Genomic DNA, 24,238 nt, shown 5'->3' with positions numbered 1-24,238 from the left:
CGATTTGACATAACATAACAAGAATAAAGATTATTTGTTTCACCAATACTAGTATCAGAAAATCAAGGAGGTGATTTCTTCATGGCACGTAGCAGAAAACCTGTCAATCCCGCTTCTGAAAATGCACTCGACCGTATGAAATTCGAAGTTGCTTCCGAATTGGGTATTGCCGAGCATGTTCGCTCTAATGGCTGGGCTACTATGACTTCAGCCGACTGCGGTCGCGTTGGTGGTCAAATGGTCCGCAAAATGATCGAACAATATGAATCCACTTTATCCTAAGCTGCCGGCTCCACAGTGACTGGCGGTACACAAAAAGGGTGGCCTTGGCCGCCCTTTTTGTTTTTTATCGTTTCCGGGCAAGAATTTTACTGAGTACTGCTCCTTGATACGTATTGACGATATCGGCTGCAGTCAAACCGCCTTTACGGGCCATGGCAACTCCATACCGGATATTGTCAATCTCATCAATGGCATGAGCATCAGGATTAATAGCAAACATAACGTCCTGGTTTTTCGCTTGCTGATAAAACCGCCAGTCCAGATCAAGACGATATGGATTAGCATTGATCTCTATTATCGTGCCCGTTTCACCTGCAGCGCGGATAACCGCCGCCAAATCCACATCATATCCTTGCCGGGCCAATAAAATGCGCCCTGTAGGATGCCCCAGCATCGTAACGTACTTGTTTTCCATAGCCCGTTGAATACGTTTGGTCATATCAGCCTCGCTCTGACGAAAAGCCGAGTGTACCGAAGCAATAACAAAATCAAACTCAGCAAGAATTTCATCAGGATAATCAAGTGACCCATCGGGGAGAATGTCACTCTCAATACCGGAAAAAACATAAAAAGCTTCGTTTGCCTCATTAATTCTGGCGATTTCCCGCCGCTGTTTCTGCACATCCTCTACCCTTAGGCCCCGGGCATATACAGCCGTTTGACTATGATCGGTAATACCGAGATAATGCCAGCCCCTTTGTTTGCATGCCTTGGCCATATCAGCTACTGCAGCGGTACCGTCCGAATAAGTAGTATGAGCATGAAACATCCCCTTAATGTCCTTCAGGCAAACAAGCTCAGGCAAGCTGTTTTGGCGGGCAAGCTCGATTTCATCACGTCCTTCCCGCAGTTCCGGTGCAATGTACGGCAGCCCAAACTGCCGATATAACTCTTGTTCAGAAGATATAGACAGCACCTTACCATCCAAACCGGTTAGACCATATTCATTGATCTTTACATCCCGTTCTTTTGCCAGGCCGCGTAGTTGAACATGATGCTCCTTACTGCCGGTAAAATGATGAAGACATCCAATGAATTGATCGGGAGGTACGACGCGAATATCCAGGTTCATACCGGTAATGAGTTTAAGCGTGATTTTCGTAGTTCCTTTGCTGATCAGCTGCTGCACTCCCGGCATTACAGCTGCCGCTTCACTCACCTGATCAGGCTGGGTACTGGCAACAACAATATCAATGTCCTTGACTGTTTCCATACGACGGCGGATGCTGCCTGCCACCTGAGCTTGCTCAATAAAAGAATGAGCCCGTAAAAACTCAGCCAGTTTTTCAGCAACCGGTAAGGCATCGCTGAGCAAAAAGCGCCCTTGAAACTTCTTTAAATATTCAATTCCCTCCAACAGCTTGCTTTGCGTTTTTTCGCCAAAGCCCGCTAAATCCTTTAAGCGATTCTCGCGGCAAGCGTACTCCAGTTCACCTACTGAGTTAATTCCCAGTTTCTCATGGAGAATCAAAGCCTTTTTCGGCCCGAGGCCCGGAACCTTTACCAACTCAAACAGGACGGCGGGAACAGCCACTTTTAATTCCTCATAATAGCTTAATTGGCCGGTAGCAGCGTATTCTTCAACTTGCTGGCCAATTGTTTTGCCGATACCTTTAATTGTATTCCATTTTAAGGCTAATTCGGCCATTTCCATATCCGCTTTATCGATTGCCCGGGAGGCAGTATGATAGGCCTTAACTTTAAAAGGGTTTTCGCCCTTTAGTTCGAGAAAAACGGCGATTTCTTCCAACACCCTGGCTAACTGGTGTTTGTCGGACATCGCAATAGCCTCCTTTATTACTAGTCTTAAAACAGCTGTTCTCTATTGTTCAAAGGTTACAGTGATTACCGATCCGCTGCTAACGATACTATTTGCTTCCGATTGCTGGCCGACAGCCAAGCCTGTTCCGACAGGAACAAAAGCCAAACCCGCTTTCGACAAGAGTTCTGCCGCCTCCCGAATGGTTTTGCCTTTCACATTCGGCACAACCACTTTGCCTTGTGGCACATCCTGCCGAACAGGGCTGACCGGTACAGCAGGCTCCGCCTTTTTCTTGGCTGGCGGGGGAGCAACCTGCGCCGCCAGTTCAGGATGCACATTCAGATAGCGCATAACCTGCAGCATAATTTCACTGAAGATAGGAGCAACAATCTCTGCACCATAGTATGTACCAACAGGATCATCAATAACAATGAGTGCCACAACCTGCGGATCTTCAACAGGCCCAAACCCGGCAAAAGAAGATATATAATGATTATCTTCATAGCCGCCGCCAGACTCCTTCAGTTTTTCTGCAGTCCCGGTCTTACCTGCGAAACGATAGCCCTTAACAGCCGCTTTTACACCACCACCCTCGGAAACTTCTTTTTCCATCATTTCCGTAATTATTTTTGCCTTTTCCGGATCAATGACCTGCCTGACCGGGGTAGTGGCGCTAACACTCTCGATCGAATCATCCGCATTATGGATTTCTTTGATAATATGCGGTTTCAACAACAAGCCGTCATTAGCAATAGCCGCCAATGCGGTTATCAGCTGCAGCGGTGTTACTGCGATCCCTTGGCCGATGGACATTGTCGCCACATCAACGTCACGCATATCACCTGGCTTAAATAAAATGCCCTCTTCCTCACCGGGAAGATTAATCCCAGTTGCATGCCCGAAGCCAAAGTTACGGGCATATTCCATTATTTTGGTACTGCCCAGCCTAAGTCCAAGCTGAACCATCCCGGTATTAATCGAATTCTTAATAATATCGACCAGCCCGATATTGCCATAACTGTCACCGCTCCAGTTTTGGATACGGCGGCCTGACACTTCAACATAACCATTATCAATAAACCGCTCATCTGCCCGGACTTTACCCTCTTGGAGTGCAGCGGCAGCCACAAGCGGTTTAAAGGTAGAGCCCGGCTCATAGACAATCGAAACAGCCCGGTTCTTGCGTTCTGCCTCGGAATAACGACTAAAGGAATTAGGATTATAGCCGGGACGGCTGACCATTGCCAAAATTTCTCCTGTCCGGGGATTCATGATAATTGCCGTTGCTGCTTTGGCCTTGGTTTTAACCATTGCCTTATCGAGACTTTGCTCTACAATAAACTGAATGGTGTTATCAATGGTAAGATATACGCTTTTCCCTTGCATACTAGGGGAAAAGGTTAAAATCGATTTAAAAATGGGAACGCCATATCCGTCTGTTTCCAACTGCTGCTTTTGCCGGTCCCCTTTAATCGTCTTGTCCAAAACAGACTCAATCCCATCCAGGCCGATATCGTCAGTGCCCACAAAACCTAAAATATGAGCAGCCAGACTGTCATTAGGATAATAACGCTTGCTCTCTTCCACAAACTCAAGTCCTCTGATTTGATGCTGCTTGATCAGGCTTTCAACCTGCTTGGCCTTCTCAGGCTCCAGTGTACGCTTGAGCCACATAAAGCTGCTGTCAACAGTAAGCCGTTCTTTGAGATTAGTCTCACTCATATCAAGGACAGGAGACAGCATAGCTGCAATCTCACCGGCATCCTTATTGAGAATCTTGGGATTAACGTACAAAGATTTTGTTACACCGCTGATCGCCAGTTCCCGGCCCATCCGGTCGTAAATCGTTCCGCGCGGTGATTGAAGCGCTCTGCTTTCCTGCAGCTGCAGCCGTGTCTTCTCTGCCAGCTTAGTACCTTGTACCAGCTGTAAATAGCCCATACGGCCGACAATTCCCAATAGGCAGATAAGAATAATGAAAAAAAATAAGGCAATCCGTTTTTGCGGTGAATCTGCCAATTTTGTCATAACGAAATATCCTCCAAACAGCGGGGGATAAGATATCTATTTTATCGTCAATCCCCGGTTATAGTTATTCGGTGGTAACCAGAATTTTCCTCTAACCGCACACTTTTCGTCTAATTAAAAAAAGCAAAACTGTCAAAGACCTGCCGAAAGGCTGGCTCGTATTCCGCCCGCCTGCCGATTGGCGCAGTAGCAGTTAAAACATATACGTCAGGATAGCGGCAGATCAGCATTTGCTGCACGAAGTATTGCTGCTCCCAGGATAAGTTCCAGGTAAATGTCAAATGGTAGTACGGCCCGAAGGCATGCTCCACCAGCTGTCTGTCTAGTAAGCGATACTGCCACAGCAGCTTAGACTGGTTCATCACCGTATTATCCACATAATCAGTCAACGTAAATTTAAGGGGCAGCTGTTGATGAAAAAGTGTCAGCACATGAACTTCATTCTGCAGTTCAGGGGCATTCACAAAAACAAGAAACTCGCTGTTGTTCTGGTCAAGGCTTTGCCAGTTTTCAGGTATGGTAAATTCAAGCTTATGGCTGTATTGGCGATATATTTTTGCCGCTGCATCCTCAGACGTCACCAACAGGATGACCAGCAGCAGTATGATAACTCGGCCCATACTATACCCTCCTTAGCCCGGATAACCCTTTCCGTAAATATTACATAAAATAAACACATATTCCTGCGAAAAAAATAAAAAGACTTGGTTTTTAATCCAAGTCTTCGTAACCCTATTTGCTAAAGGACTGGCTCACTTTTGATTGTCGGCTCTCGGCTCGCTTAACTTCACGATAATGCGTAATCCACAGGCCAAGCGCCAGTACAGCAACCGTAATAGAAGCAGGTATCAGCCAGCCCGGCAAAGCATGCTCCAGAGCAGGCCCTATTTTAGCATCACTGATCATCATTTCCCCGGCAGTCCAGGCAATAAGCCCAGCGCCTGCATAAATGACAATCGGAAATCTATCCATAACTTTCATCAGTAAACTACTGCCGAAAACAATCAGCGGAATACTGAGAGCTAACCCGGCGCTTAGCAGCAAGTAATTGCCATCGGCAATAGCGGCAATCGCCAGTGTATTATCGAGGCTCATAACCAGGTCGGCAATTATAATCGTCTTAATTGCGGCCCAATAGGAAGCAGAGGCTTCCACACTTTCCTGATGCTTTTCTTCAACTAAAAGCTTAGCGGCAATCCAGACCAGCAACAGTCCGCCGGCAAACTGAAGATAAGGGATCTGTAACAGCATTACTGCTACGAGTGTCAATAAAACCCGCAGCCCTATCGCTCCGGCACTACCCCACAAAATGGCCATCTTTTGTTGCTTTGGCGGAAGACAGCGGCTAGCCATTGCGATAACCACCGCATTATCACCACTTAGCACGATGTTCACCATCATGATACCAAATAGTGCGATTAAGAACTCCATTTTCCTGCACTTCCTTTTCTACTAGCAAATTTATAAAGGAAAGATCCTTTTGCTTCGTCCGATACGGCACCGTCCTCTCGTTATTAGTACCACGTACTAAATATAAGTTTAGCAGACTGACCACCAAAATGCAAGACTTCTTGTATCCTCATTTCATGTATACAATTTGCAAAACGTATACTTATTCCCTCAATTTACATTAATATACTATTTTTTCACTACGCTGTCTTATTCCAGGTAAACAAAATACCGCGCTGGCCGCCCTTGCTCCACCGCGGTATTGCAGGCCCGCCTCTCCCCCCTGTAAAACAGCGGCTTAGTTTGGAGGCTGCCTGCCATCATATTGAGTAAGATTATTAGCATTAATAGTTGCCAGTATTTTATCTGCATAGTTGGGATCTGTGGCATATACAGGCGCCAGGGTGTAAACAAATTGCTCCACATTATCGAGAAAATCCAGGCAGAGCGCATAAGCCGGTTCTTGCGTAATGAGAATACACCAGTCCTCTACCGCTTCTCCCAGGCTGGTATAATCCTGAAATTTTGCTGTTACCGTTAGCCATTCGCCATTGATGTATTCTTCTGTTACTTCTTCAATATAGGAGCCGCTGCCATTGTATTTACGGCCAAACAGATTGTAGTTGCCGATACGATATTTTCCCCAGCCGCTCTCCAGCGCAGCCTGTGCAACACATACACTTACCGGCAGCCGGTAAGCAGGGCAGACCGAGCATGCCGCCGGAGCCAGCCAGGCAATAAACTCATCCGGGTCCATCGTTTAACCTCCTTGCTGATCGATTCTATAACAGTACATTCATCGCGTTGCTTTTCTTCAACCCGTTAAACCTACTATATAATATGAATCTCCCGGCAAGATGGTCAAACTATTTTCCAGGAAGCCACCCCTCCTCAAGCATTCGCATCACAATTAATGCCGTATTTTCGGCATCATCCAGCGCAAGGTGATAAAAGCCTTTACGTTCAATTTGGCGCTCCTCAACAGCATGCTTTAACGAGATCCGGCGTTCATGCCGGTAAAACGCTTTATATTCCTCAGCCAGATCAATATAATCAGCCCAGTTAAAGGGACAGGGCAGCTTATATTTCGCACAGCAGTTCTCCACCACTTCCCGGTCGGAATTTCCCCAGGCTACTAAGCCGGTTTCACCGGCTTTATACACTTCAGCCAATTTTATCAGCATGTCACCGAACGGTATGCCCGCATCGATATCTTCCTGATTAATCATCGTCAAATTCTTACAAGCTGGTGACAAGCGGGGAAAGAACAATGGTCTGACAAAGGTCTGATACCGCCAACTGCTTTGGTATTCAGGCAAGGTCAACAAGACCGCACCGACCTCAATGACTTCCTGAAAAAACCCCCGCGGGCGACCGCACATACTGTCATGAGTAGTAAATTCAAAATCAAAAACCAGATAATTCTTGTAATCTGCCGGCACTATGAGACCTCCACTTTTCTAACCACTTTTTTAGAATATATTAGCTGTAAACTTCCAACTTCCTGCCGTACGAATTGCGGATGAGATGGACCAATCATGAAAAAACTAAAGAATAAGCACAGGAGGTGAAAGATATGGAGCAGTCAGACAAAAATTCATTTTCCTCTATGTCCGACCATAATGCCGGTTTTGAGCAGCCTGCCGAAGCTCACGAGCAAACAGGTTCCCCCCCAGCAAAACGCCTGATTGGCGGCACATTCTCAAGCATCTCCGACGCGGAGCTGATGCTGGCAACGCTGGGATCAGAAGCTGCCGACTATGAAGAAACAGAATAATACCCGCAACCATAAAGGGAAGCCTGCGCGGCTTCCCTTTATTAAATACTAGAACTTGTAGATAAACTGTGTCTTCCAGAACGAGTAGCTGTTTTTGTCATCTGTTCTATCCGTAATCGTGGCATGCTGAATTTTAGCGGTCATATTTTTGCTTAAAGCATACCGGTAACTGAAGTCCAGTGTTTTAGCAGCATTAGAATTTCCTTCATCTACGGTATCAATCGCAGTGTAGGCGGTATAGAATGCATTTTTCTGGTTCTCCCAGTATTGGACAGTAACGTTCTGGTCGCCTTTCTTACGCAGTGCCTGCGCACCATACACCGCCTTCACGGTGCCGAAAGCACCGCCTGTAGTTGCCTCCTGATTTTTGCCATATTCGGCAGCCATGGAGAATTTATTGGTGAACTGCCAGCCTGCATAAGTGTAATAGTATTTCGTCAGATTTTGATTTTGTTTCCAGTTTCTAAAAGTGGCCGCTCCCACATTCCAGTTAAGCTTGCCGGTTTTGGAGGAAATATTGATTGATTCAATATCGATATTGGAGAATGCCGAGGAATAAGTTGCATATGTGTCTACCGTTCCATCATCGTTATATTTTAACGCAGTATCACCACTCAGTCCATCGAAAGCATAGCCCCGTACATCACGGGTAAAGCGGCCATGCTTAACATCAAAATTCAAGCCGTTCCAGTTCCAGGCCAGCTTAGCTCCATCATAACTAAAGAAAGCACTGTCTACCAGGATATCTTCTTTATCTAGATCTAAGGCCTGGCGGCCAAGCGTAGCCTTTACCGCACCAAGTTTAGTAGTAGCAAAGAAACGGTCTACTTCAGCACCATAGGTATTGGAGCTGGAACTTCCATACGTGCCGGCGGCAATAGCATTGGCTGCTCTAAAATTATCCTTAGTCGGAGCAATATTGACAAGCCGCATGCCGATCGTAGTATTTTCATCGATTTTGGCGGTACCGTTCATGCGAAACCAGGATTGTTCCGTATTGGAACCCTTTTTAGTAGCAACATTATCCATGGACTTCCACTTCTGCTGCACCAGCAGCGAACCGGAGAATTTAATGTTGGACTGGTTTTGCTCAACCTTGGTTAGCCGGGTATCAATCTTATCAATTTTATTCATTTCCAGGGCATATTCGGCCCCGAGCTTATCAATCAAGGCCTTTTGAGCAATATTTGCTTTTGACTGGTTTTGCATCGCCTTATAGACAATTTCGGCCATTTCATAGCGGGTTAGTGTTTTATCACCCTGGAAAGTGTTATCGCCATAACCATCGATAATGCCTGCCTGAGTCAGGTAAGAAACCGCATCATATGACCAGTGCTTTGCCGGTACATCCGTAAAATTTGCTGCCGGTGCGGCAAAAGATGTACTGCCGACGCTAACTACAAAAGCAGCCGCAAGTGCCAGAGATAAGGATCTTTTCATAATATATAATTCCTCCCTAAAAATATAAATAAAAAAATGAATAATAATAAATTTTTCTCAATTCATTCTACAATGGCAATATTGCGAAAATATATATTTTGGTCATTGCGATCTTTCTGTTCATTTTGGTTCCTGAAATCGCAGAGAGGCAGTAAGGGAATTTCCCTTACTGCCTCTAGTGTTACGCCTTAAAGATTATATTAGCGTTTAATCCCGTAACCCGGGCAATCTGCCGCTGAGTTACGCCTTGCACTTTTTTCACCTGCTGGAGGAAACTATTGCGCTCTCCTCGCTTCATCGTACTCAGGCACAAAATGCTCTGACCTGCCAGCAGGTGCTCCAGATAAGCCCTCAGCTCATCATCGCTTTTTCGTTCCTGCCTGTCAATATCCAGCACCCGTTGAAATCCCTGACGGCACGTAAATTCCCGCAGCATAGTTTGAGCAATTTCTTGCTCTTGGGAAAACATATTCAAAATATATGCCGTATCGGTTAGGACGTCAATAGCTGAACGTTTCCTATAGTACTCCTTACAACTGCTCCAGCTATATTCTTGAGGCTTTATAACAAGCTGTGCCTCAACCGGGTGATTATGGATATAACACAGGACAGTCAACAAATAGGCATTGTCTTCAACTGCCTCGCTTTTAAACCGGTCCTGAAAAACCGGCCCTGTTCTGTCATACTGTGCATTATACCAGCCTGCATAACTGACTCCAATCCGTTTCATTGTTGCAGCAATACTCTCATCCTGCTCCTGCAGCAATAAGTGGACATGGTTTCGCATCAGGCAGTATGCATATAGCCGAAAAGGCTGCTGCGCCTGCACCCTTTTGATAATATCCAGAAATCTCCCGTAGTCTTGTTCGCAGTGAAAGATATCCTGCCGGTTGATTCCTCCCGTTAGGACATGATAAATTCCACTCCTGGCTTTTTCTCTGGGACATCTCGGCACCGTCATCACTTCTTTCTAAGCATTGTTATTAAAACAAAGTGAATCATACTTTTTCCGAAAAAACTTTCTTATCTTTATTTTTGCCCGAAATTTTACAATCTAAAAAAACAATTTAAATCATTTAAGCTTAACAACTGCGTTTTTTGACAGCAAACAAAAACCTTGTCGATACGTACATGTTTTGATATGCTTTAGCTATAATGATTAATCAATAAAGCGAGGGTGACCAGATGGATTTAGTCAAAAGCCTCCAATGTGTTCACTGCGGAAAAGAGTATGACCCCTCTGTCGATGCGCTATATTGCCCTTCCTGTGGTTATAACGATGGAATCCTCAATGTCGTTTATGATTATGATCGTATTAGTAAGCTATTTAACCCGGTATCGCAGAAGGAGTGCCGTGTATATTCCATGTGGCGTTACCTGCCGCTGCTGCCAGTTCAGGATGCTGCCACTATTCCTCATTTACAAGTTGGCTGGACTCCGTTATATCAGGCTCCGTTGCTGGCTGCCGAGCTAGGGGTTAAAACCTGTTACGTGAAGGATGAGGGCCGGAACCCTACCGCCTCCTTCAAAGACCGCGCCAGCTCCCTTGGTGTCATTAAAGCGCTGGAGAAAAAAGCGGCACGCATTACCTGCGCCTCTACTGGTAATGCGGCTTCCTCGCTAGCTGGCTTTGCTGCTGCCGCCCAACTGCCTGCAACAATTTTTGTCCCGAAAACGGCGCCAGAGGCAAAAATTGCTCAGCTTTTAATTTACGGCGCCCAGGTATTCGCCGTTGACGGCACCTATGACCAGGCCTGGGAACTATGCATGGAAGCCAGTGCAGAATTCGGCTGGTACAATCGCAACTGTGCTGTCAATCCTAATCTGATTGAAGGTAAGAAAACGGTATCTCTCGAGCTGGTAGAGCAAATTCTGGCCTTAGGCAAAGACATGCCTGACTGGATTGCCGTCTCGGTAGGTGATGGCTGCACTGTGGGTGGTGTCTATAAAGGCTTGTGGGAAATGGTCCATTTGGGCTTTATCACTAAAGTACCTAAAATATTAGGTGTCCAGGCTGAGGGCTGTCAGCCATTTGTGACCGCCTGGAAAAACAATGCCCCGCTCACGCCTTGTGAGGCACGGACGCTGGCCGATTCTATTGCCGTCGGCCACCCCCGCAACTTCACTAAAGGCCTGCAAGCCATCACACAATCAGCAGGAGCATACATAGCGGTAACGGATGAAGAAATACTGGCTGCTATGAAGCTGCTGGCCCGCAAGGCAGCGGTCTTCGGTGAGCCGGCAGGAGTGGCTGCTGCTGCCGGAGTCCAGCGTGCCGTACACAGCGGAATCATCGATAAACAGGAATCGGTTGCAATCTTGGTAACAGGCAATGGCCTTAAAGACATTAAGAGCGCCGTAAAAGCAGCAGGCGCTCCGGTTGTAATCCCGCCGTCCCTCAACGCGGTAAAAGCGATAGTCCAATAATCTTTGCGGAAAACTTTTCTTGCCGAACTGCCACCGGCAGGATAACCATTTCCGACTCGCTAATTATAGAAAAAAACAGCTTGCTTCAAGCAAGACATTAGGGGGAGAACAAATGCCGAAAATTCCGTTTGGGCCAACCTATGATGAAATGCTGTCACCCGAATTAATTGCTCCCGAAGTGCGTTCCAAGGCAGTTACAGCACTGCAGGATAATGAACTAGACCCCATTAACCTTTTTAATATTACGTGGAAAGACCGTACAAATAACGTACGCAAAGTCGTCCTTCCGCCTGCCCTTACCGGCATAGACGCCAATGTTGTCGTAATGCTGGGCACTGGATTCCCTTCCGGTTCCCATAAGGTTGGCCCCGCTTATGCAACGCTGATCGAAGGGATCGTAGATGGCGAAATAACACCCGATCATACTATTCTTGGTCCATCGACAGGCAATTTCGGCATTGGTACTGCCTATATTTCAAAACTGCTAGGCCTAAAAGCTGTTATTATCATGCCTGACAACATGAGCAAGGAGCGTTATGAACGCATCAAAAAATATGGCGGTGAGCTTGATTTAACGCCGGGCTCGGAATCGGATGTTATACTCACGCTGGAACGTACCCATAGCTTAATGAAGAATCCCCAGAATAAGGCACTGGCTCAATTTGAACTGCTATCCAATTATCGTTTTCACCGGCATGTTACCGGAGGAAGTGCGATTGCCGCTGTAGAGGGGGTAGGCAACGGACGCATTGCAGGCTTTGTTTCGGCACCGGGCTCAGCCGGCACTATTGCTGCTGCCGATCAGATTAAATACGCATTCCCGGAAGCCAAGATTGCCGCCCTGGAGCCATACGAATGCTCAACGCTTGCGAATGGCGGCCGCGGTCAGCATCGCATCGAAGGCATTGGCGACAAAATGTGTACGCTGATTCATAATCTCCTAACTACCGATTTTGTTATCTTAATCAAAGATGAAGAAACGATTCAAGGCCTGAAGATATTTCATGACGGCCTGGAAACCCTTGTCGGCATGGGCGTCGACCGTGAATTAGCCCAAACGCTGCAAACCTCCTTTGGCCCTTCCGGCCTGTGCAACGTAATCGGCGCGATTAAAATGGCCAAATACCTCAAACTTGGACCTGGCGATAATGTCGTAACGGTTGCTACCGACGGCTTTGATCGTTATAACTCCGTCTTAGCCGAAATGGAACACCGTTACTTGGAAATGGCGCCGTTTGTTCTGGACCGCTGGGCCAAAGATATTTTTATCGGTGCCCAGGACGATCAGGTTTTTGACTTCCGCCGCAGCGATAAAAAAGAACAGCTCTTCCAACAGAAAGAGCAGGATTGGCTTAAATTCGGTTATTCCAAAGAGTACCTGGACAGTATGCGCGAGCAATCGTTCTGGGATAACGAATACGCAAAAATTAAAGGCTATAACGAAAAAATTGCCGCCCTCCGCTAATGAAAAAGGCCGCCACTTAATAGTGGCGGCCTTTTTAGGCTCTTCATTTCCTTTCGGCCCTTCTGGAAAAATGCGGTCCTCAGGATGGGTTATCTGTTGTTTTTAAAGAACTGCAGGGCTACCTCCGGGAAAAGCGCGTAGGACAACACATCTTCCATAGAAGCATTTGGATAGCCTTGTTCTGCGAGCTCCTTGCGCAGGTTAACGAGCTGAGGAGCAATGTCGTCAGCAGGACGGTGCGTAATAATTGGCTCATCACCGACGATTAATTGGCGGAACTCAGGATCAATCGGCGCCGGTGTACGGCCATATTTGCCGCGGACAATATCTTTAATCTCACGGGGCACTACTTTATAGCGTCCCAGCATGACATTAAATGCTGCCATTGAGCCGGTAATCTGACTGGTAGGAGTAACCAAGGGCGGATATCCCAGATCAGCCCGTACTCGCGGCATTTCTTCCAGCAATTCAGGATAACGGTCAGCCATTCCCTGCTCCTTCATTTGATTGAGCAGGTTAGAGAGCATTCCACCCGGAATCTGGAAAGTAAGAACTTTTGTATCAATGTCAATTGCCGTATTTAACTTAAAGGTTTCGGCCAGTTCTTTCTTAACGCTCCGGAAATGATCGGCAATGGGATACAGCTGTTCTTTCTTAATTCCCGTTTCCCATTCCGTTCCTTCCAATGCGGCAACAATTGCTTCTGTTGCCGGCTGGGCCGTTCCCATCGCAAAAGGAGATAACGCGCAATCGACAATATCAACCCCGGCTTCAATGGCCTTCAGGTATGTCATGGAGGCCATACCGCTGGTGTAGTGAGTATGCAGCTCAATGGGTACCTGAATATCTGCTTTTAGTGCCTTTACCAGATCATAAGCCGTATAGGGGGCTAATAGGCCTGACATATCCTTAATGCAGATTGAATCCGCGCCAAGCTGAACAAGTTCTTTTGCAACTTGCAGAAAGTTTTCCTGCTGATGATAGGGGCTTATCGTGTATACAAAAGCTCCCTGTACATGGGCACCGGCGGCTTTAGCTGCTTTCATAGCCACTTCCAAGTTGCGGACGTCATTTAAGGCATCAAAGATGCGGATTACACCGACGCCATTATCAACAGAGCGGTTCACAAACTCTGTTACTACATCATCGGCATAATGATTATAGCCAAGTACATTCTGGCCCCGGAGCAGCATCTGAATCGGTGTTTTTTTGAGGTGCTTTTTTAAAGTCCTCAGCCTTTCCCAGGGATCTTCATTGATAAACCGGAGACAGCTGTCAAAGGTAGCTCCGCCCCATGCCTCAAGAGCATGATAACCTGCCTCATCCAATTGTTCCAGAACGGGAATCATATCGGTTATTCTCATCCGCGTTGCCGCGAGTGACTGATGACCATCGCGCAATACAGTTTCTACAATTTTGACCGGCTTATTATTCATAGGCTTTCCTCTCCTCTTTCCGCTATTGCCATTAACCGGGATTTGACTGCTCCCGTATACGATTTTTGCATATGGAAGCGGTGTACGGGCCGCCCCACTGCCAAATAATCAAGTGTGCGCCGTACTTGTCCCTGTTCAACCAGGTACTCCAGATAACGGCGGGCCGTAACTCTGGACAGGCCCGCTTTTATGGCAATTTCCTCGGCCGATTGCGCCGCTTGCTGACCTACTAAGAAATTAATAATCAGATCCCTTGTCTGGCAGTTATAGTTCTTAGGCATCTTGCTGAGTCCTACATGCATTCTGCCGCTCCCTCTGGCTGCCAGCGAATCGATCTCCATTTGGCCGAGCCGTTTTTTCTTGCCTGTTTGTAAGCGGAAATCCCGGTACGCCTCCAGTACAGACCGATATCGCTCAAAGGTAAATGGCTTGGTAATGTAGGCAATAATCCCCTGCCGGAAAGCTTTCGTCACAGTTTGAGCATCGTCAGCCGCAGTAATCATAATAACATCAATCGGCCATTCTTCACGGCGAAGTGCCGTTAATATTTCAATTCCGCTTTTCTCCGGCAGATAATTATCTAAAATAATCAGGTCAGGCCGAATTCTGGCTAACTGTTCCAGCGCCTCATCGCCTCTGCGCACTATTTTTACAACGGCAAATCCTTTTACTGCCTCCGTATACCTCCGATTAATTTCGGCAACCATGGGATCATCTTCTACGATTAATACGCGAATATCATCCATGCCTGTCATCTTTATCTTCCGCCGTTACAGCGGTCTGCGGATGACGTCAATAATTGTCCCGTCACGGTACTCAACTACGCCGACGACTTCATCACTAAGCTCAATTGGCTCGGGTGTACCTGCCAAATCGTAAGCAATTTTTTTCAAGTCCTGTATCGACATGAGCGGCAGACCAGATTGCTGAAGATTGGCAATCAAGTCCTTACGCAGCGGATTAACCGCAACACCACGCTCTGTTACAATGACATCAACCGTTTCGCCTGGAGTAACTATCGTATTTACCCGGTCAAGTACCATCGGCAGACGGCCTCTCATCAGTGGTGCTACGACAATAGCCAGATTTGCTCCGGCAGCGGTATCGCAGTGACCGCCGGAAGCTCCCATGATCGTACCGTTTGAGTCGGTGATAACATTAACGTTAAAATCGACGTCTACTTCAGTTGCACTTAGAATAACTACATCCAGATTATTTACAATCGCTCCGCCATTGTGGGGATTCGCATAAAAAGAGGCGGACATCTCCTGGTGGCGGGGATTGTTTTTGATAGACTCAATAGAGGGAATATCAAAGTCCTGCGTGTCAAAAATTGTTTGGATTAATCCCTGATCCAGCATATCAATAAAAGGCGCTGTCACACCGCCTACCCCAAAACTTGCCGTAATTTTATGGGCAAGCATTTTTTCTTTAATAAATTTAGCAGCTGCCAGGGAAGCTCCGCCGCTGCCCAGCTGCAGGGAATAGCCATCTTTAAAATAGCCTGAGTATTCAATAACGCCTGTAGCATATTCGGCAATCAACAGTTCTCTCGGATCACGGCTGATCCGCAGCGCTCCCGATGCAATACCTTTAGGGTCGCCGATACTTTCCAGCTCAACAATAAAGTCTACATGGGTTTGCGGTATACTAATTCTGTGAAGCGGCTGTGCAACAAGGTTGTCCGTCAGGGCCACAACCTTATCGGCATAAGCGGCATCTACCATGGCATATCCCATGGAGCCGCAGGCCGATTTGCCTTCAATACCGTTTATATTCCCATGGGTGTCACAACAAGGCGCCCCCAAAAAGGCCACATCAATATGCAGATCGCCGCACTCTATCGCTCTGGCCCGGCCACCATGAGAACGGATAATAACCGGCTTGTCCAGTTTTCCTGATGTCATCAGTTTCCCCAGCTTGCCCCGGCCGCCGCTGGTTTCGATCGCCCGGATTACGCCCTGCTCAATAAACGGAATAATTTGATCATTTACATCATTAAGCGAACTGGGAGCCAGCGTCAGGCCACGAATGCCTTTACGGGCAATTGCCTCAACTACCAGATTCAGCACATAGTCACCATTGCGGAAGTGATGATGAAATGATATTGTCATGCCGTCTTTCAAGCCTGTTGCATCGATTGCCTGATCAATCGATTTCAGCAATTTTTCCGTTCTCGGCCGGCTTGCCCGGATTTTGGGGCCTACGAGACGGCCTTCCGGCACGTAAGCAAAAGGACCGGCATAAGGCTTCACCTTAGTTATGCCTGTTATTGTATCTGGAATCACTCGCCCAGCTTTGTTTATCATAAAGTGACCTCCTCCATTCTATCGTTTCAGAGCGGCGGCATAAGCCAGCACTCTCTCAGCTCTGGTAACAATCGGCCCGTCAATCATTTTGCCGTCCAGTGCAATGACGCCGGATTTTTTCTCTAGAGCCTCTTGATAGGCAGCCAGAATCCGTTTGGCCTGGATTATTTCCTTTTCTGTCGGCGCAAATACTTGATGAACAAGGCCAACCTGACGGGGATTGATAACAGATTTTCCATCAAAACCCAGCCCTTTAATCATCATGGCCTCTTCCACAAAGCCTTCCTCGTCATTCACATCAGAAAAAACGCTGTCAATTGCCTGAATGCCGGCGGCACGTGCTGCCAGCAAGAGCTCCGAACGGGGAACAAATAACTCTCTGCCGTGCTTGCTGCGGGTAGTCTTTAAATCAGCAATAAAATCTTCGCCGCCAATAGCCAGAAAAGTCATCCGGTTGCTGGCAGTAGCAATTTCATAGGCCCGGCGAAGTCCGATGGCCGTTTCAATAGCTGCACCTATTTTAATTGTCCCTGGTTCAAAACCATTGTCGACTTCAGCCTGGCTGATAATTTCATCAACCATTTTTATTTCGTCTGCCGATTCGGCTTTCGGAAGGCGAATCAAATCCGGTTTGGCCGGCAGCACTACCTTGAGATCGTCCTTACCGAAGGGAGTTTGAATGTGATTAATCCGGATAGCAACTTCACAAGGGTATTTGATCGATTTAACCGCATTGTATACCAAGTGGCGGGCCGCATCTTTTTCCGTTATCGCAACAGCGTCTTCCAGACAGAAAATCACCGAATCGGCACCATAAACACCTGCATTTTGTAATTTGCCCGGATTATTCCCCGGTACAAACATCATACTTCTCCGCAGTTTTTCCATTTAATTCCCTCCCTCTTGCAGCGCTCTGGCAACAGCAGTCTGCACTCTGGCTCTAATCGTACAGTCAAGCGCTCCTTTATCATTGGCCTGAACGAAAGCATGTTTCACTCCTGCCTCCAGCAGTGTTTCTGTTATCACTTCCCGTATCCGTTTCCCATACTGTTTCATAACAGGGCTGGTAAGCTCAATGACAATACCGTCTTCGGCTGCTGCCGGGGCTACGGTGACAATAATGTCATTAGACTCGATTGTTCCCGCCTGACCCGGTTGAAGTAAATTCCCCATAATTACACCTCCATACAAATAGACAATGGCCTTGCCATTATCGAATCAAAAAAATCAGTTAATTAGAGAGTACCATTGTACAGCCATATTGAAAACTATTTGGTCATTTCGTTCATTTTACCCTGAAATTCATGCCTCCACTCTCAGGCCGGCATTTGTTCATAATGACCATAACCTCACCGTGCAAAACCGGCCTTAACCCTTTTAGAACCAGCATTTTCTGCAGTCTATTCTTATCCGCAGCACTTTTTACCAACAATATTTTATAAACAAAATGATCAAAATAACGGCTTTTTCATCTAGATGTGCTACTCTTTACACAAGCGGTAATTTTCCGATTTTATTACAATCTTGTGTCTTTCCAAAAAGAAACGGTGATAAGGAGGGAAGCATCGGCCGGCTACTGGCTTGAAGTAGCATAATATTCCGATAATTAAACAGGAGGTAACAAACTTATGTCTTTAATGGCTTCAATGGGTTTCTTGATGGTCATTGTCTTTATGTATTTAATTATGTCTAAGCGCATGTCCGCTATGGTCGCGCTAATGCTAGTTCCTGTTGTATTCATGCTTAGCCTGGGCTTTGCGCCTCAGCTTGGCAAATGGGCCTTTGACGGTGTTAAACAAGTGGCACCTACCGGTATTATGATTTGTTTTGCCATCTTATTTTTCGGTGTAATGATTGACGCTGGTCTTTTTGATCCACTAATTAAAAAGATTTTGCAAATGGTTCACGGCGACCCGGTGAAAGTTGCCGTTGGCACTGCTGTTCTCGCCGCCATTATCTCCCTTGACGGTGACGGCTCTACCACTTATATGGTAACCTGTTCAGCTATGCTGGCCGTTCACAGGCGTATCGGACTCAACCCGTTGATCCTTCCCTCCCTTGCTGTTATGCAAAATAGTGTGATGAATATTATCCCCTGGGGCGGCCCTACCGGTCGCGTTCTGGCATCACTAGGACTTGAAGCCGGCGATGTCTTCGTTCCTCTTATTCCCGGTATGGTCGTTGGTACTCTCTGGGTTTGCTTCATCGCTTACCGCTGGGGTCTGAAAGAAAGAGAACGACTGGGAATCATCCACCTGGATAATACTGCCCATGCCGAACAAGCCGCTATGGCTGAGGATCCGGAAGTAGAAAAACTGAAACGCCCTCAAATGTTCTGGGCAAATCTTGCGTTAACTACCATATTGATGGTGGCACTAATGTACGGCGCTCTACCACTCGCAATCCTGTTCATGATCGGTACTGGTCTGGCCCTGTTAATAAACTATCGCAGCTTAAAAGAACAGCAGGAGCGCATTGTGGCCAACGGCGCAAATGCAATGCCCGTAGTTGCCATGGTTTTCGCTGCCGGTATTTTCATGGGAGTTATGTCCGGCAGTAAAATGGTTGATGCAATGGCCAAAGCACTGATTGCTGCCATTCCGCCTGAGCTGGGACCTCATATGGCCTTTATTTCCGCCCTGCTCAGCTTGCCAGGTACTTTCTTCTTAACAAATGATGCTTATTATTTCGGAGTTCTGCCCGTGCTGGCTAAAGCTGGTGCCACGTATGGCGTCAGTGCCGCTGAAATGGGCCGTGCCGCATTGATTGGCCAGGGTGCACATCTCCTGAGCCCGCTAGTTCCTTCCACCTATCTCCTGGTAGGTCTGAACAAAGTCGAATTCGGTGATCTCCAGAAATTTGCCCTGCTTCCAGCTATCGGCATTTCCGTTCTCTGGTTAATCACTGCTGTTGTCTTGGGTTATATCCACATCTAAGCCGATAGTGCTTATAAAATTAAGCAAGGAGCCTGCAAAGTACTGATCACAGTGCTTTGCAGGCTTTTTTATTACCCGATTCCAGACCTTCTATTCAGAGAAAAGCAGCCGGCAATATGCCGGCTGCTTCTTTGTTGCAATCTAGTTTTTCGTGGCGCTTACTTGTGCGGCAGCTTCATCAAACTGCTTTGCCAGCCGTTTATAAGATTCGCGTCTTTCAGCAGCATCTTTTTCGGTCTTGGCAAAAAGCTGCTCTGCCTGCTCAGGGAACTGTTTCTTCAGGGAGGAGTAGCGAACTTCGCCCATCAGGAATTCCCGGAAGTCAGCAGTAGGCTCTTTGGAATCCAGTGTAAACGGATTCTTGCCAGCCTCTTTCAACGTAGGATTGAAGCGGTACATGGACCAGTAGCCGGAATCTACAGCTTTTTTAGCTTCCAATTGGCTGTTGCCCATACCTACTTTTAAGCCGTGGTTGATGCAAGGTGCATAAGCAATAATGAGGGAAGGCCCTGGATATGCTTCTGCTTCAGCAATCGCTTTCAGCGTTTGGTTTTTGTCGGCGCCCATAGAGATTTGTGCTACATATACATAGCCATAGCTCATCGCCATCATGCCGAGATCTTTTTTCTTCGTGCTCTTGCCGCTGGCGGCAAACTTAGCAATAGCCGCTGCAGGAGTAGCTTTGGAGGACTGTCCGCCTGTGTTGGAATATACTTCCGTATCAAAGACGAATACATTCACATCTTCGCCTGAAGCAAGTACATGATCAAGACCGCCGAAGCCAATATCATAAGCCCAGCCGTCACCACCAAAGATCCAGTGGGAACGTTTAACGAGGAAGTCTTTATTCTCATAGATTGATTGCAGCAAAGCATGGCCAGCGGCTTCCGCTTCAAGCAACCCAATTATGTTGTCGGCGATTGCCCGTGTGTTGTTGCCATTGTCCTTATTATCCAGCCAAGCTTGCAGCGCTGCTTTTAAATCGGCATTGACAGGAAGCTGCAAAGCGGCTTCGATATCGGCAGCAAGCCGGGTTCTCACTTGTTTAACACCAAGGTACATGCCCAATCCGTATTCGGCATTATCTTCAAACAGGGAATTTGCCCACGATGGTCCATGTCCGCGATGATTGGTTGTATATGGAGTTGCCGGAGCACTGGCTCCCCAAATGGAAGAGCAGCCGGTAGCATTGGCAATCATCATCCGGTCACCAAATAATTGCGTAATCAGCTTGGCATACGGAGTTTCGCCGCAGCCGGCACAGGCACCGGAGAACTCGAGCAGAGGCTGTTCGAATTGGCTGCCTTTAACGGTTAAAGGATTAGCGGGGTTAGCTTTTGGCGATACCTGCATTGCATAGTCCCAAAGTGGAGCTTGTTCAAGCTGGCTTTCCAGTGGTTTCATAACCAACGCTTTTTCCTTAGCAGGGCAAACCTGAGCGCAGTTTCCGCAGCCGGCGCAGTCCAGCGGGGAAATAGCAAGACGGAAGCTGAGATCTTTAGCACCAATCGCTGGTTTCACCGTGAAGCCGGCAGGAGCTGCCTGCGCTTCTTCCCCATTCACCAGTATCGGTCTGATAGTAGCATGCGGGCAGACATAGGAGCATTGATTACACTGAATACACTTGTCGATCTGCCATTCCGGAACATCGATTGCAATACCGCGTTTTTCGTAAGCAGCGGTACCTGCAGGGAAAGTGCCGTCTTCCATACCAACAAAAGCGCTGACCGGCAAACTGTCTCCTTCTTGACGGTTCATCGGAATGAGAATGTTTTTGATGAAGGCAGGAACGTCAGCAGCTGCGGCCGCTTCATCCTGTACACTGCTCCAGGCAGCAGGAACATTCACTTTCACAATGGCGCTGATCCCTTGATCGATCGCAGCATTATTCATATCAACAATTTTTTGACCTTTATTGCCATAAGACTGTTCAACAGCTTGTTTTAGATATTTCACAGCGGTTTCAACAGGAATAATGTTAGCCAGCTTGAAGAAAGCGGCCTGCATAATCATATTGATACGTCCGCCCAAGCCAAGTTCCTGAGCAATTTTAACGGCATCAACCGTATAAAATTGAATGTTGTTGTCGGCAATATACCGTTTCATTTGAGCAGGCAGCTTATCTTCCAGTTCCTGCTCATTCCAAATACAGTTCAGCAGGAATATACCGCCTCGCTTCAAACCTTGCAGCACGTCATATTTGTTGACGTACGACTGGTTGTGACAGGCTACGAAATCGGCCTTGTTAATGAGATACGGCGAGCGGATGGGCTGTTTGCCAAAGCGAAGGTGGGATACGGTAATACCGCCCGATTTCTTCGAGTCGTAGGCAAAATAGGCCTGCGCATACATATCGGTATAGTCACCGATAATTTTAATGGCACTTTTGTTCGCACCGACAGTACCGTCCGAACCCAAGCCCCAGAACTTACAGGCAGTTGTTCCCGGTGTGGAGGTATCAATATCCTGACCAGCAGGCAGCGAAGTGAAGGTCACATCGTCAACAATGCTGATTGTGAAGCGATTTTTCGGTTTGTCCAGCTTAAGGTTGTCGAAAACAGGTACAATGTGCGACGGAATTACGTCTTTCGAGCCCAGACCATAACGGCCGCCAACGATTACAGGCTGCCATTCCTTGCCATAAAAAGCGCTTTGTACATCGAGATACAATGGTTCGCCAATAGAACCCGGCTCTTTCGTACGGTCAAGAACAGCAATCTTTTTCACTGTTTTTGGAATGTACTTAAAGAAATGTTCCAGCGAGAAGGGACGATACAGATGAACAGTTAACAGGCCGACCTTTTCGCCTTTGCTGTTCAGATAATCAACCGTTTCCTCAATAGCTTCGCATACAGAGCCCATAGCAACGATAATGCGGTCGGCATCTTCAGCTCCATAATAGTTAAACAAATGGTATTCCCGTCCGGTCATTTTGCTGATTTCAGCCATATATCCTTCTACAATTTCAGGAATTGCTTCATAATAGCTGTTGGAAATTTCTCTTTCCTGGAAGTAAATGTCCGGATTCTGGGCAGTGCCGCGTACAACCGGATGATCAGGATTTAAAGCTCTCCGTCTGAAAGCATTCAGTGCATCCTGGTCAACTAATTTACCCAGCTCATCATATTCGAGCACTTCGATCTTTTGTACTTCATGTGACGTTCTAAAACCATCAAAGAAGCTCAGGAAAGGGACTCGGCTTTTAATAGCGGCCAAATGGGCAACAGCGCTGAGGTCCATAACCTGCTGCACGCTGCTTTCAGCCAGCAGCGCAAAGCCGGTTTGCCGTGCAGCCATGACGTCCTGATGATCGCCAAAAATATTCAGTGAATTAGCAGCTAATGCCCGGGCACTTACGTGGAACACGCCCGGCAGCAGTTCACCGGCAACTTTGTACATGTTAGGAATCATGAGCAAAAGACCTTGTGATGCAGTATAGGTAGTTGTTAATGCACCAGCCTGCAGCGAGCCATGTAAAGCGCCTGCGGCACCGGCCTCGGACTGCATTTCAACGACTTTTACCGGTTGACCGAAAATATTCTTCCGGCCCTGCGCAACCCACTCGTCAACGTGTTCTGCCATGGGAGACGAAGGAGTAATGGGGTAAATTGCTGCAACTTCGGTAAATGCATAAGAAATATGAGCTGCTGCAGTGTTTCCATCCATTGTCTTCATTTTTCTCATCAGGTACACCTTCCTTTTTTACTTCAATTTAGTTGCTTAAACACTTCAAGCAGTAACCGCAAAACAGTTACCACAAAAAATGCAGTTAAAAAGTTGTTCACCCGTCAGCATCAATTCTCCTGGTTTTGTTACTAAAGAAGATTAAAAGCTTCAGTAATCCCGAAATGAAAAAATATTCCAACAATTTCTCTCGTGTCAAAAATTCATTCATTTCCTGTTTCAGGATAATCCCGCTAAATCTTATATTACACATGCCTAAACCACAAGTAAAATATATAATAATGATATTTACTATGACTTTTATAGATAGTAAAATAGAGGCAGGGGGTGGCCTATGGATATCCATCATTTAAAATATTTTATTGAAGTTGCTCGCCAGAAAAGCTTTAGTAAAGCTGCCGTTGCTGCTCATGTATCACAGTCAGCCATAAGCAAAATGATTAAAGATCTGGAAACCGATCTAGGCGTCACCTTGTTCAATCGCAACTCTAAATCTGTTCAGCTCACAGATGCAGGAGTCATCTTTCTTGGTCAGGCTCAGCAAGTAGTATCTATGTTTAACAATTTAACGACAGAGTTTGAGAATGAATTCAAGCTGGAGAAAGGCAGAATTTTAATCGGACTTCCACCGGTTACCGAAGCTACTGTATTTGCCCAGCTGCTGGGCGAGTTCCGGAAGAAGTATCCGCAAATTGATATTGAATTGTACGAGCATGGCTCAAAAAATGTTGAGCTTCGGGTACAGGAAGGCACGCTGGACATTGGCGTCGTCTGCAATATTCCGGATGACGCAGTATACGAATCATTCTCGCTGACGAATGATCCGCTTAGAGTCATTATTCATTTGGACAATCCCTTAAGCCGTCTTTCGGAGATAGATCTGAAGGATCTGGCCAATGAGTCCTTTGTAATTTATCGGGATGATTTCAGTCTTCATGATGAAATTATTGATCACTGTAAAATGGTTGGTTTTCAACCCAGAATTATTTTCGAAACCTCGCAACGGGAACTAATGGTTCAAACCGTGGCAGCCAATCTGGGGATAGCGTTTTTACCAAGTAAGCTCTGTGCCGAGCTTAGTTCAAAATCAGTAACCTCCATACCCCTGGCAAGTCCACAAATTTGGCATCAAATGTCCGTGATTTGGAAGAAGGGACGCTATTTGTCTCATGCAGCACAATTATGGCTTAGCTTTGCTAAGAAAGCACTTTTGCAGGGAGAGTCAGTTATTGATAAGTAGCTC

At 46.8% G+C, this 24,238-nt stretch carries 20 protein-coding genes; 6 read left to right on the top strand and 14 right to left on the bottom strand.

Features of this window, described 5'->3' with window-relative positions; genetic code table 11:
- The first annotated feature begins 81 nt into the window (after positions 1-81).
- Positions 82-282 carry an alpha/beta-type small acid-soluble spore protein gene (locus EV210_RS16695; RefSeq protein WP_132082500.1) on the top strand — a complete coding sequence of 67 codons (201 nt, stop codon included), beginning with the start codon at positions 82-84 and terminating at the stop codon, positions 280-282.
- Between the two features lie 64 nt (positions 283-346).
- Here the strand turns inward: EV210_RS16695 and polX are convergent, their stop codons facing one another.
- From polX to kapD, 6 genes are all read right to left on the bottom strand, one after another.
- Positions 347-2,062, bottom strand: a complete 1,716-nt coding sequence (gene polX, locus EV210_RS16690; RefSeq protein WP_132082499.1) for a DNA polymerase/3'-5' exonuclease PolX — start codon at positions 2,060-2,062, stop codon at positions 347-349.
- Positions 2,063-2,104: 42 nt separating this feature from the next.
- Positions 2,105-4,072: a penicillin-binding protein gene (locus EV210_RS16685; protein WP_132082498.1), complete on the bottom strand. Its 1,968-nt coding sequence runs from the start codon at positions 4,070-4,072 to the stop codon at positions 2,105-2,107.
- A gap of 110 nt (positions 4,073-4,182) precedes the next feature.
- A complete protein-coding gene (locus tag EV210_RS16680) occupies positions 4,183-4,692 on the bottom strand; it encodes a DcrB/PsbP domain-containing protein (RefSeq protein ID WP_132082497.1) in 510 nt (169 codons plus the stop codon).
- 112 nt (positions 4,693-4,804) lie between these two features.
- Entirely contained in the window at positions 4,805-5,503 is a 699-nt protein-coding gene (locus EV210_RS16675) for a TerC family protein (protein WP_132082496.1), read from the bottom strand.
- A 316-nt stretch (positions 5,504-5,819) separates the two neighbouring features.
- Positions 5,820-6,278 carry a glycoside hydrolase family 73 protein gene (locus tag EV210_RS16670; RefSeq protein WP_132082495.1) on the bottom strand — a complete coding sequence of 153 codons (459 nt, stop codon included), beginning with the start codon at positions 6,276-6,278 and terminating at the stop codon, positions 5,820-5,822.
- 109 nt (positions 6,279-6,387) lie between these two features.
- Positions 6,388-6,963 carry a 3'-5' exonuclease KapD gene (kapD, locus tag EV210_RS16665; RefSeq protein WP_132082494.1) on the bottom strand — a complete coding sequence of 192 codons (576 nt, stop codon included), beginning with the start codon at positions 6,961-6,963 and terminating at the stop codon, positions 6,388-6,390.
- 134 nt (positions 6,964-7,097) lie between these two features.
- Between kapD and EV210_RS16660 the strand changes: the two genes are divergently transcribed.
- Positions 7,098-7,298: a hypothetical protein gene (locus tag EV210_RS16660; RefSeq protein ID WP_132082493.1), complete on the top strand. Its 201-nt coding sequence runs from the start codon at positions 7,098-7,100 to the stop codon at positions 7,296-7,298.
- Between the two features lie 48 nt (positions 7,299-7,346).
- On the opposite strand, the gene EV210_RS16655 is transcribed toward EV210_RS16660, so the two are convergent.
- Both EV210_RS16655 and EV210_RS16650 read right to left on the bottom strand, forming a co-directional pair.
- Positions 7,347-8,738, bottom strand: a complete 1,392-nt coding sequence (locus EV210_RS16655) for an S-layer homology domain-containing protein (protein WP_132082492.1) — start codon at positions 8,736-8,738, stop codon at positions 7,347-7,349.
- Between the two features lie 181 nt (positions 8,739-8,919).
- On the bottom strand, positions 8,920-9,699 hold the full coding sequence (locus EV210_RS16650) for a transposase (RefSeq protein ID WP_243650600.1): 780 nt from the start codon (positions 9,697-9,699) through the stop codon (positions 8,920-8,922).
- Between the two features lie 224 nt (positions 9,700-9,923).
- On the opposite strand from EV210_RS16650, the gene thrC reads away from it, so the two are divergent.
- Together thrC and EV210_RS16640 are read left to right on the top strand one after the other, a co-directional pair.
- Positions 9,924-11,165 (top strand): threonine synthase, encoded by a 1,242-nt coding sequence (gene thrC / locus EV210_RS16645; RefSeq protein ID WP_132082491.1) that lies wholly within the window; start codon positions 9,924-9,926, stop codon positions 11,163-11,165.
- 112 nt (positions 11,166-11,277) lie between these two features.
- Entirely contained in the window at positions 11,278-12,630 is a 1,353-nt protein-coding gene (locus EV210_RS16640) for a PLP-dependent cysteine synthase family protein (RefSeq protein ID WP_132082490.1), read from the top strand.
- A gap of 89 nt (positions 12,631-12,719) precedes the next feature.
- Here EV210_RS16640 and EV210_RS16635 read toward each other — a convergent pair whose 3' ends face one another.
- Genes EV210_RS16635 through citD form a run of 5 tightly spaced genes read right to left on the bottom strand, consistent with a single transcriptional unit; the run spans position 12,720 to position 17,548 of the window.
- Positions 12,720-14,066 (bottom strand): pyruvate carboxylase subunit B, encoded by a 1,347-nt coding sequence (locus EV210_RS16635; RefSeq protein ID WP_132082489.1) that lies wholly within the window; start codon positions 14,064-14,066, stop codon positions 12,720-12,722.
- Positions 14,063-14,821 (bottom strand): response regulator, encoded by a 759-nt coding sequence (locus tag EV210_RS16630; RefSeq protein ID WP_243650599.1) that lies wholly within the window; start codon positions 14,819-14,821, stop codon positions 14,063-14,065. Before EV210_RS16630 ends, EV210_RS16635 begins: the two co-directional genes overlap by 4 nt.
- A gap of 15 nt (positions 14,822-14,836) precedes the next feature.
- A complete protein-coding gene (gene citF, locus EV210_RS16625) occupies positions 14,837-16,375 on the bottom strand; it encodes a citrate lyase subunit alpha (protein ID WP_132082488.1) in 1,539 nt (512 codons plus the stop codon).
- 18 nt (positions 16,376-16,393) lie between these two features.
- Entirely contained in the window at positions 16,394-17,263 is an 870-nt protein-coding gene (locus tag EV210_RS16620; protein ID WP_132082487.1) for an aldolase/citrate lyase family protein, read from the bottom strand.
- On the bottom strand, positions 17,264-17,548 hold the full coding sequence (gene citD / locus EV210_RS16615; protein ID WP_132082486.1) for a citrate lyase acyl carrier protein: 285 nt from the start codon (positions 17,546-17,548) through the stop codon (positions 17,264-17,266).
- 455 nt (positions 17,549-18,003) lie between these two features.
- Here citD and EV210_RS16610 point away from each other — a divergent pair, with 455 nt between their 5' ends.
- The gene (locus EV210_RS16610) at positions 18,004-19,311 is read left to right on the top strand and encodes a CitMHS family transporter (RefSeq protein WP_132082485.1); all 1,308 of its coding nucleotides are present in this window, start codon (positions 18,004-18,006) and stop codon (positions 19,309-19,311) included.
- 141 nt (positions 19,312-19,452) lie between these two features.
- Here the strand turns inward: EV210_RS16610 and nifJ are convergent, their stop codons facing one another.
- A complete protein-coding gene (nifJ, locus tag EV210_RS16605; protein WP_132082484.1) occupies positions 19,453-22,995 on the bottom strand; it encodes a pyruvate:ferredoxin (flavodoxin) oxidoreductase in 3,543 nt (1,180 codons plus the stop codon).
- Between the two features lie 334 nt (positions 22,996-23,329).
- On the opposite strand from nifJ, the gene EV210_RS16600 reads away from it, so the two are divergent.
- Entirely contained in the window at positions 23,330-24,235 is a 906-nt protein-coding gene (locus EV210_RS16600) for a LysR family transcriptional regulator (protein ID WP_132082483.1), read from the top strand.
- Positions 24,236-24,238: the final 3 nt, after the last annotated feature.

This window comes from Anaerospora hongkongensis (assembly GCF_004339805.1).
In the GTDB taxonomy this organism is placed as follows: Bacteria; Bacillota; Negativicutes; order Sporomusales; family DSM-15969; genus Anaerospora; species Anaerospora hongkongensis.
Note: the sequence above shows the minus strand (reverse complement) of the source record. Positions and strands in the feature narration are given on the sequence as shown.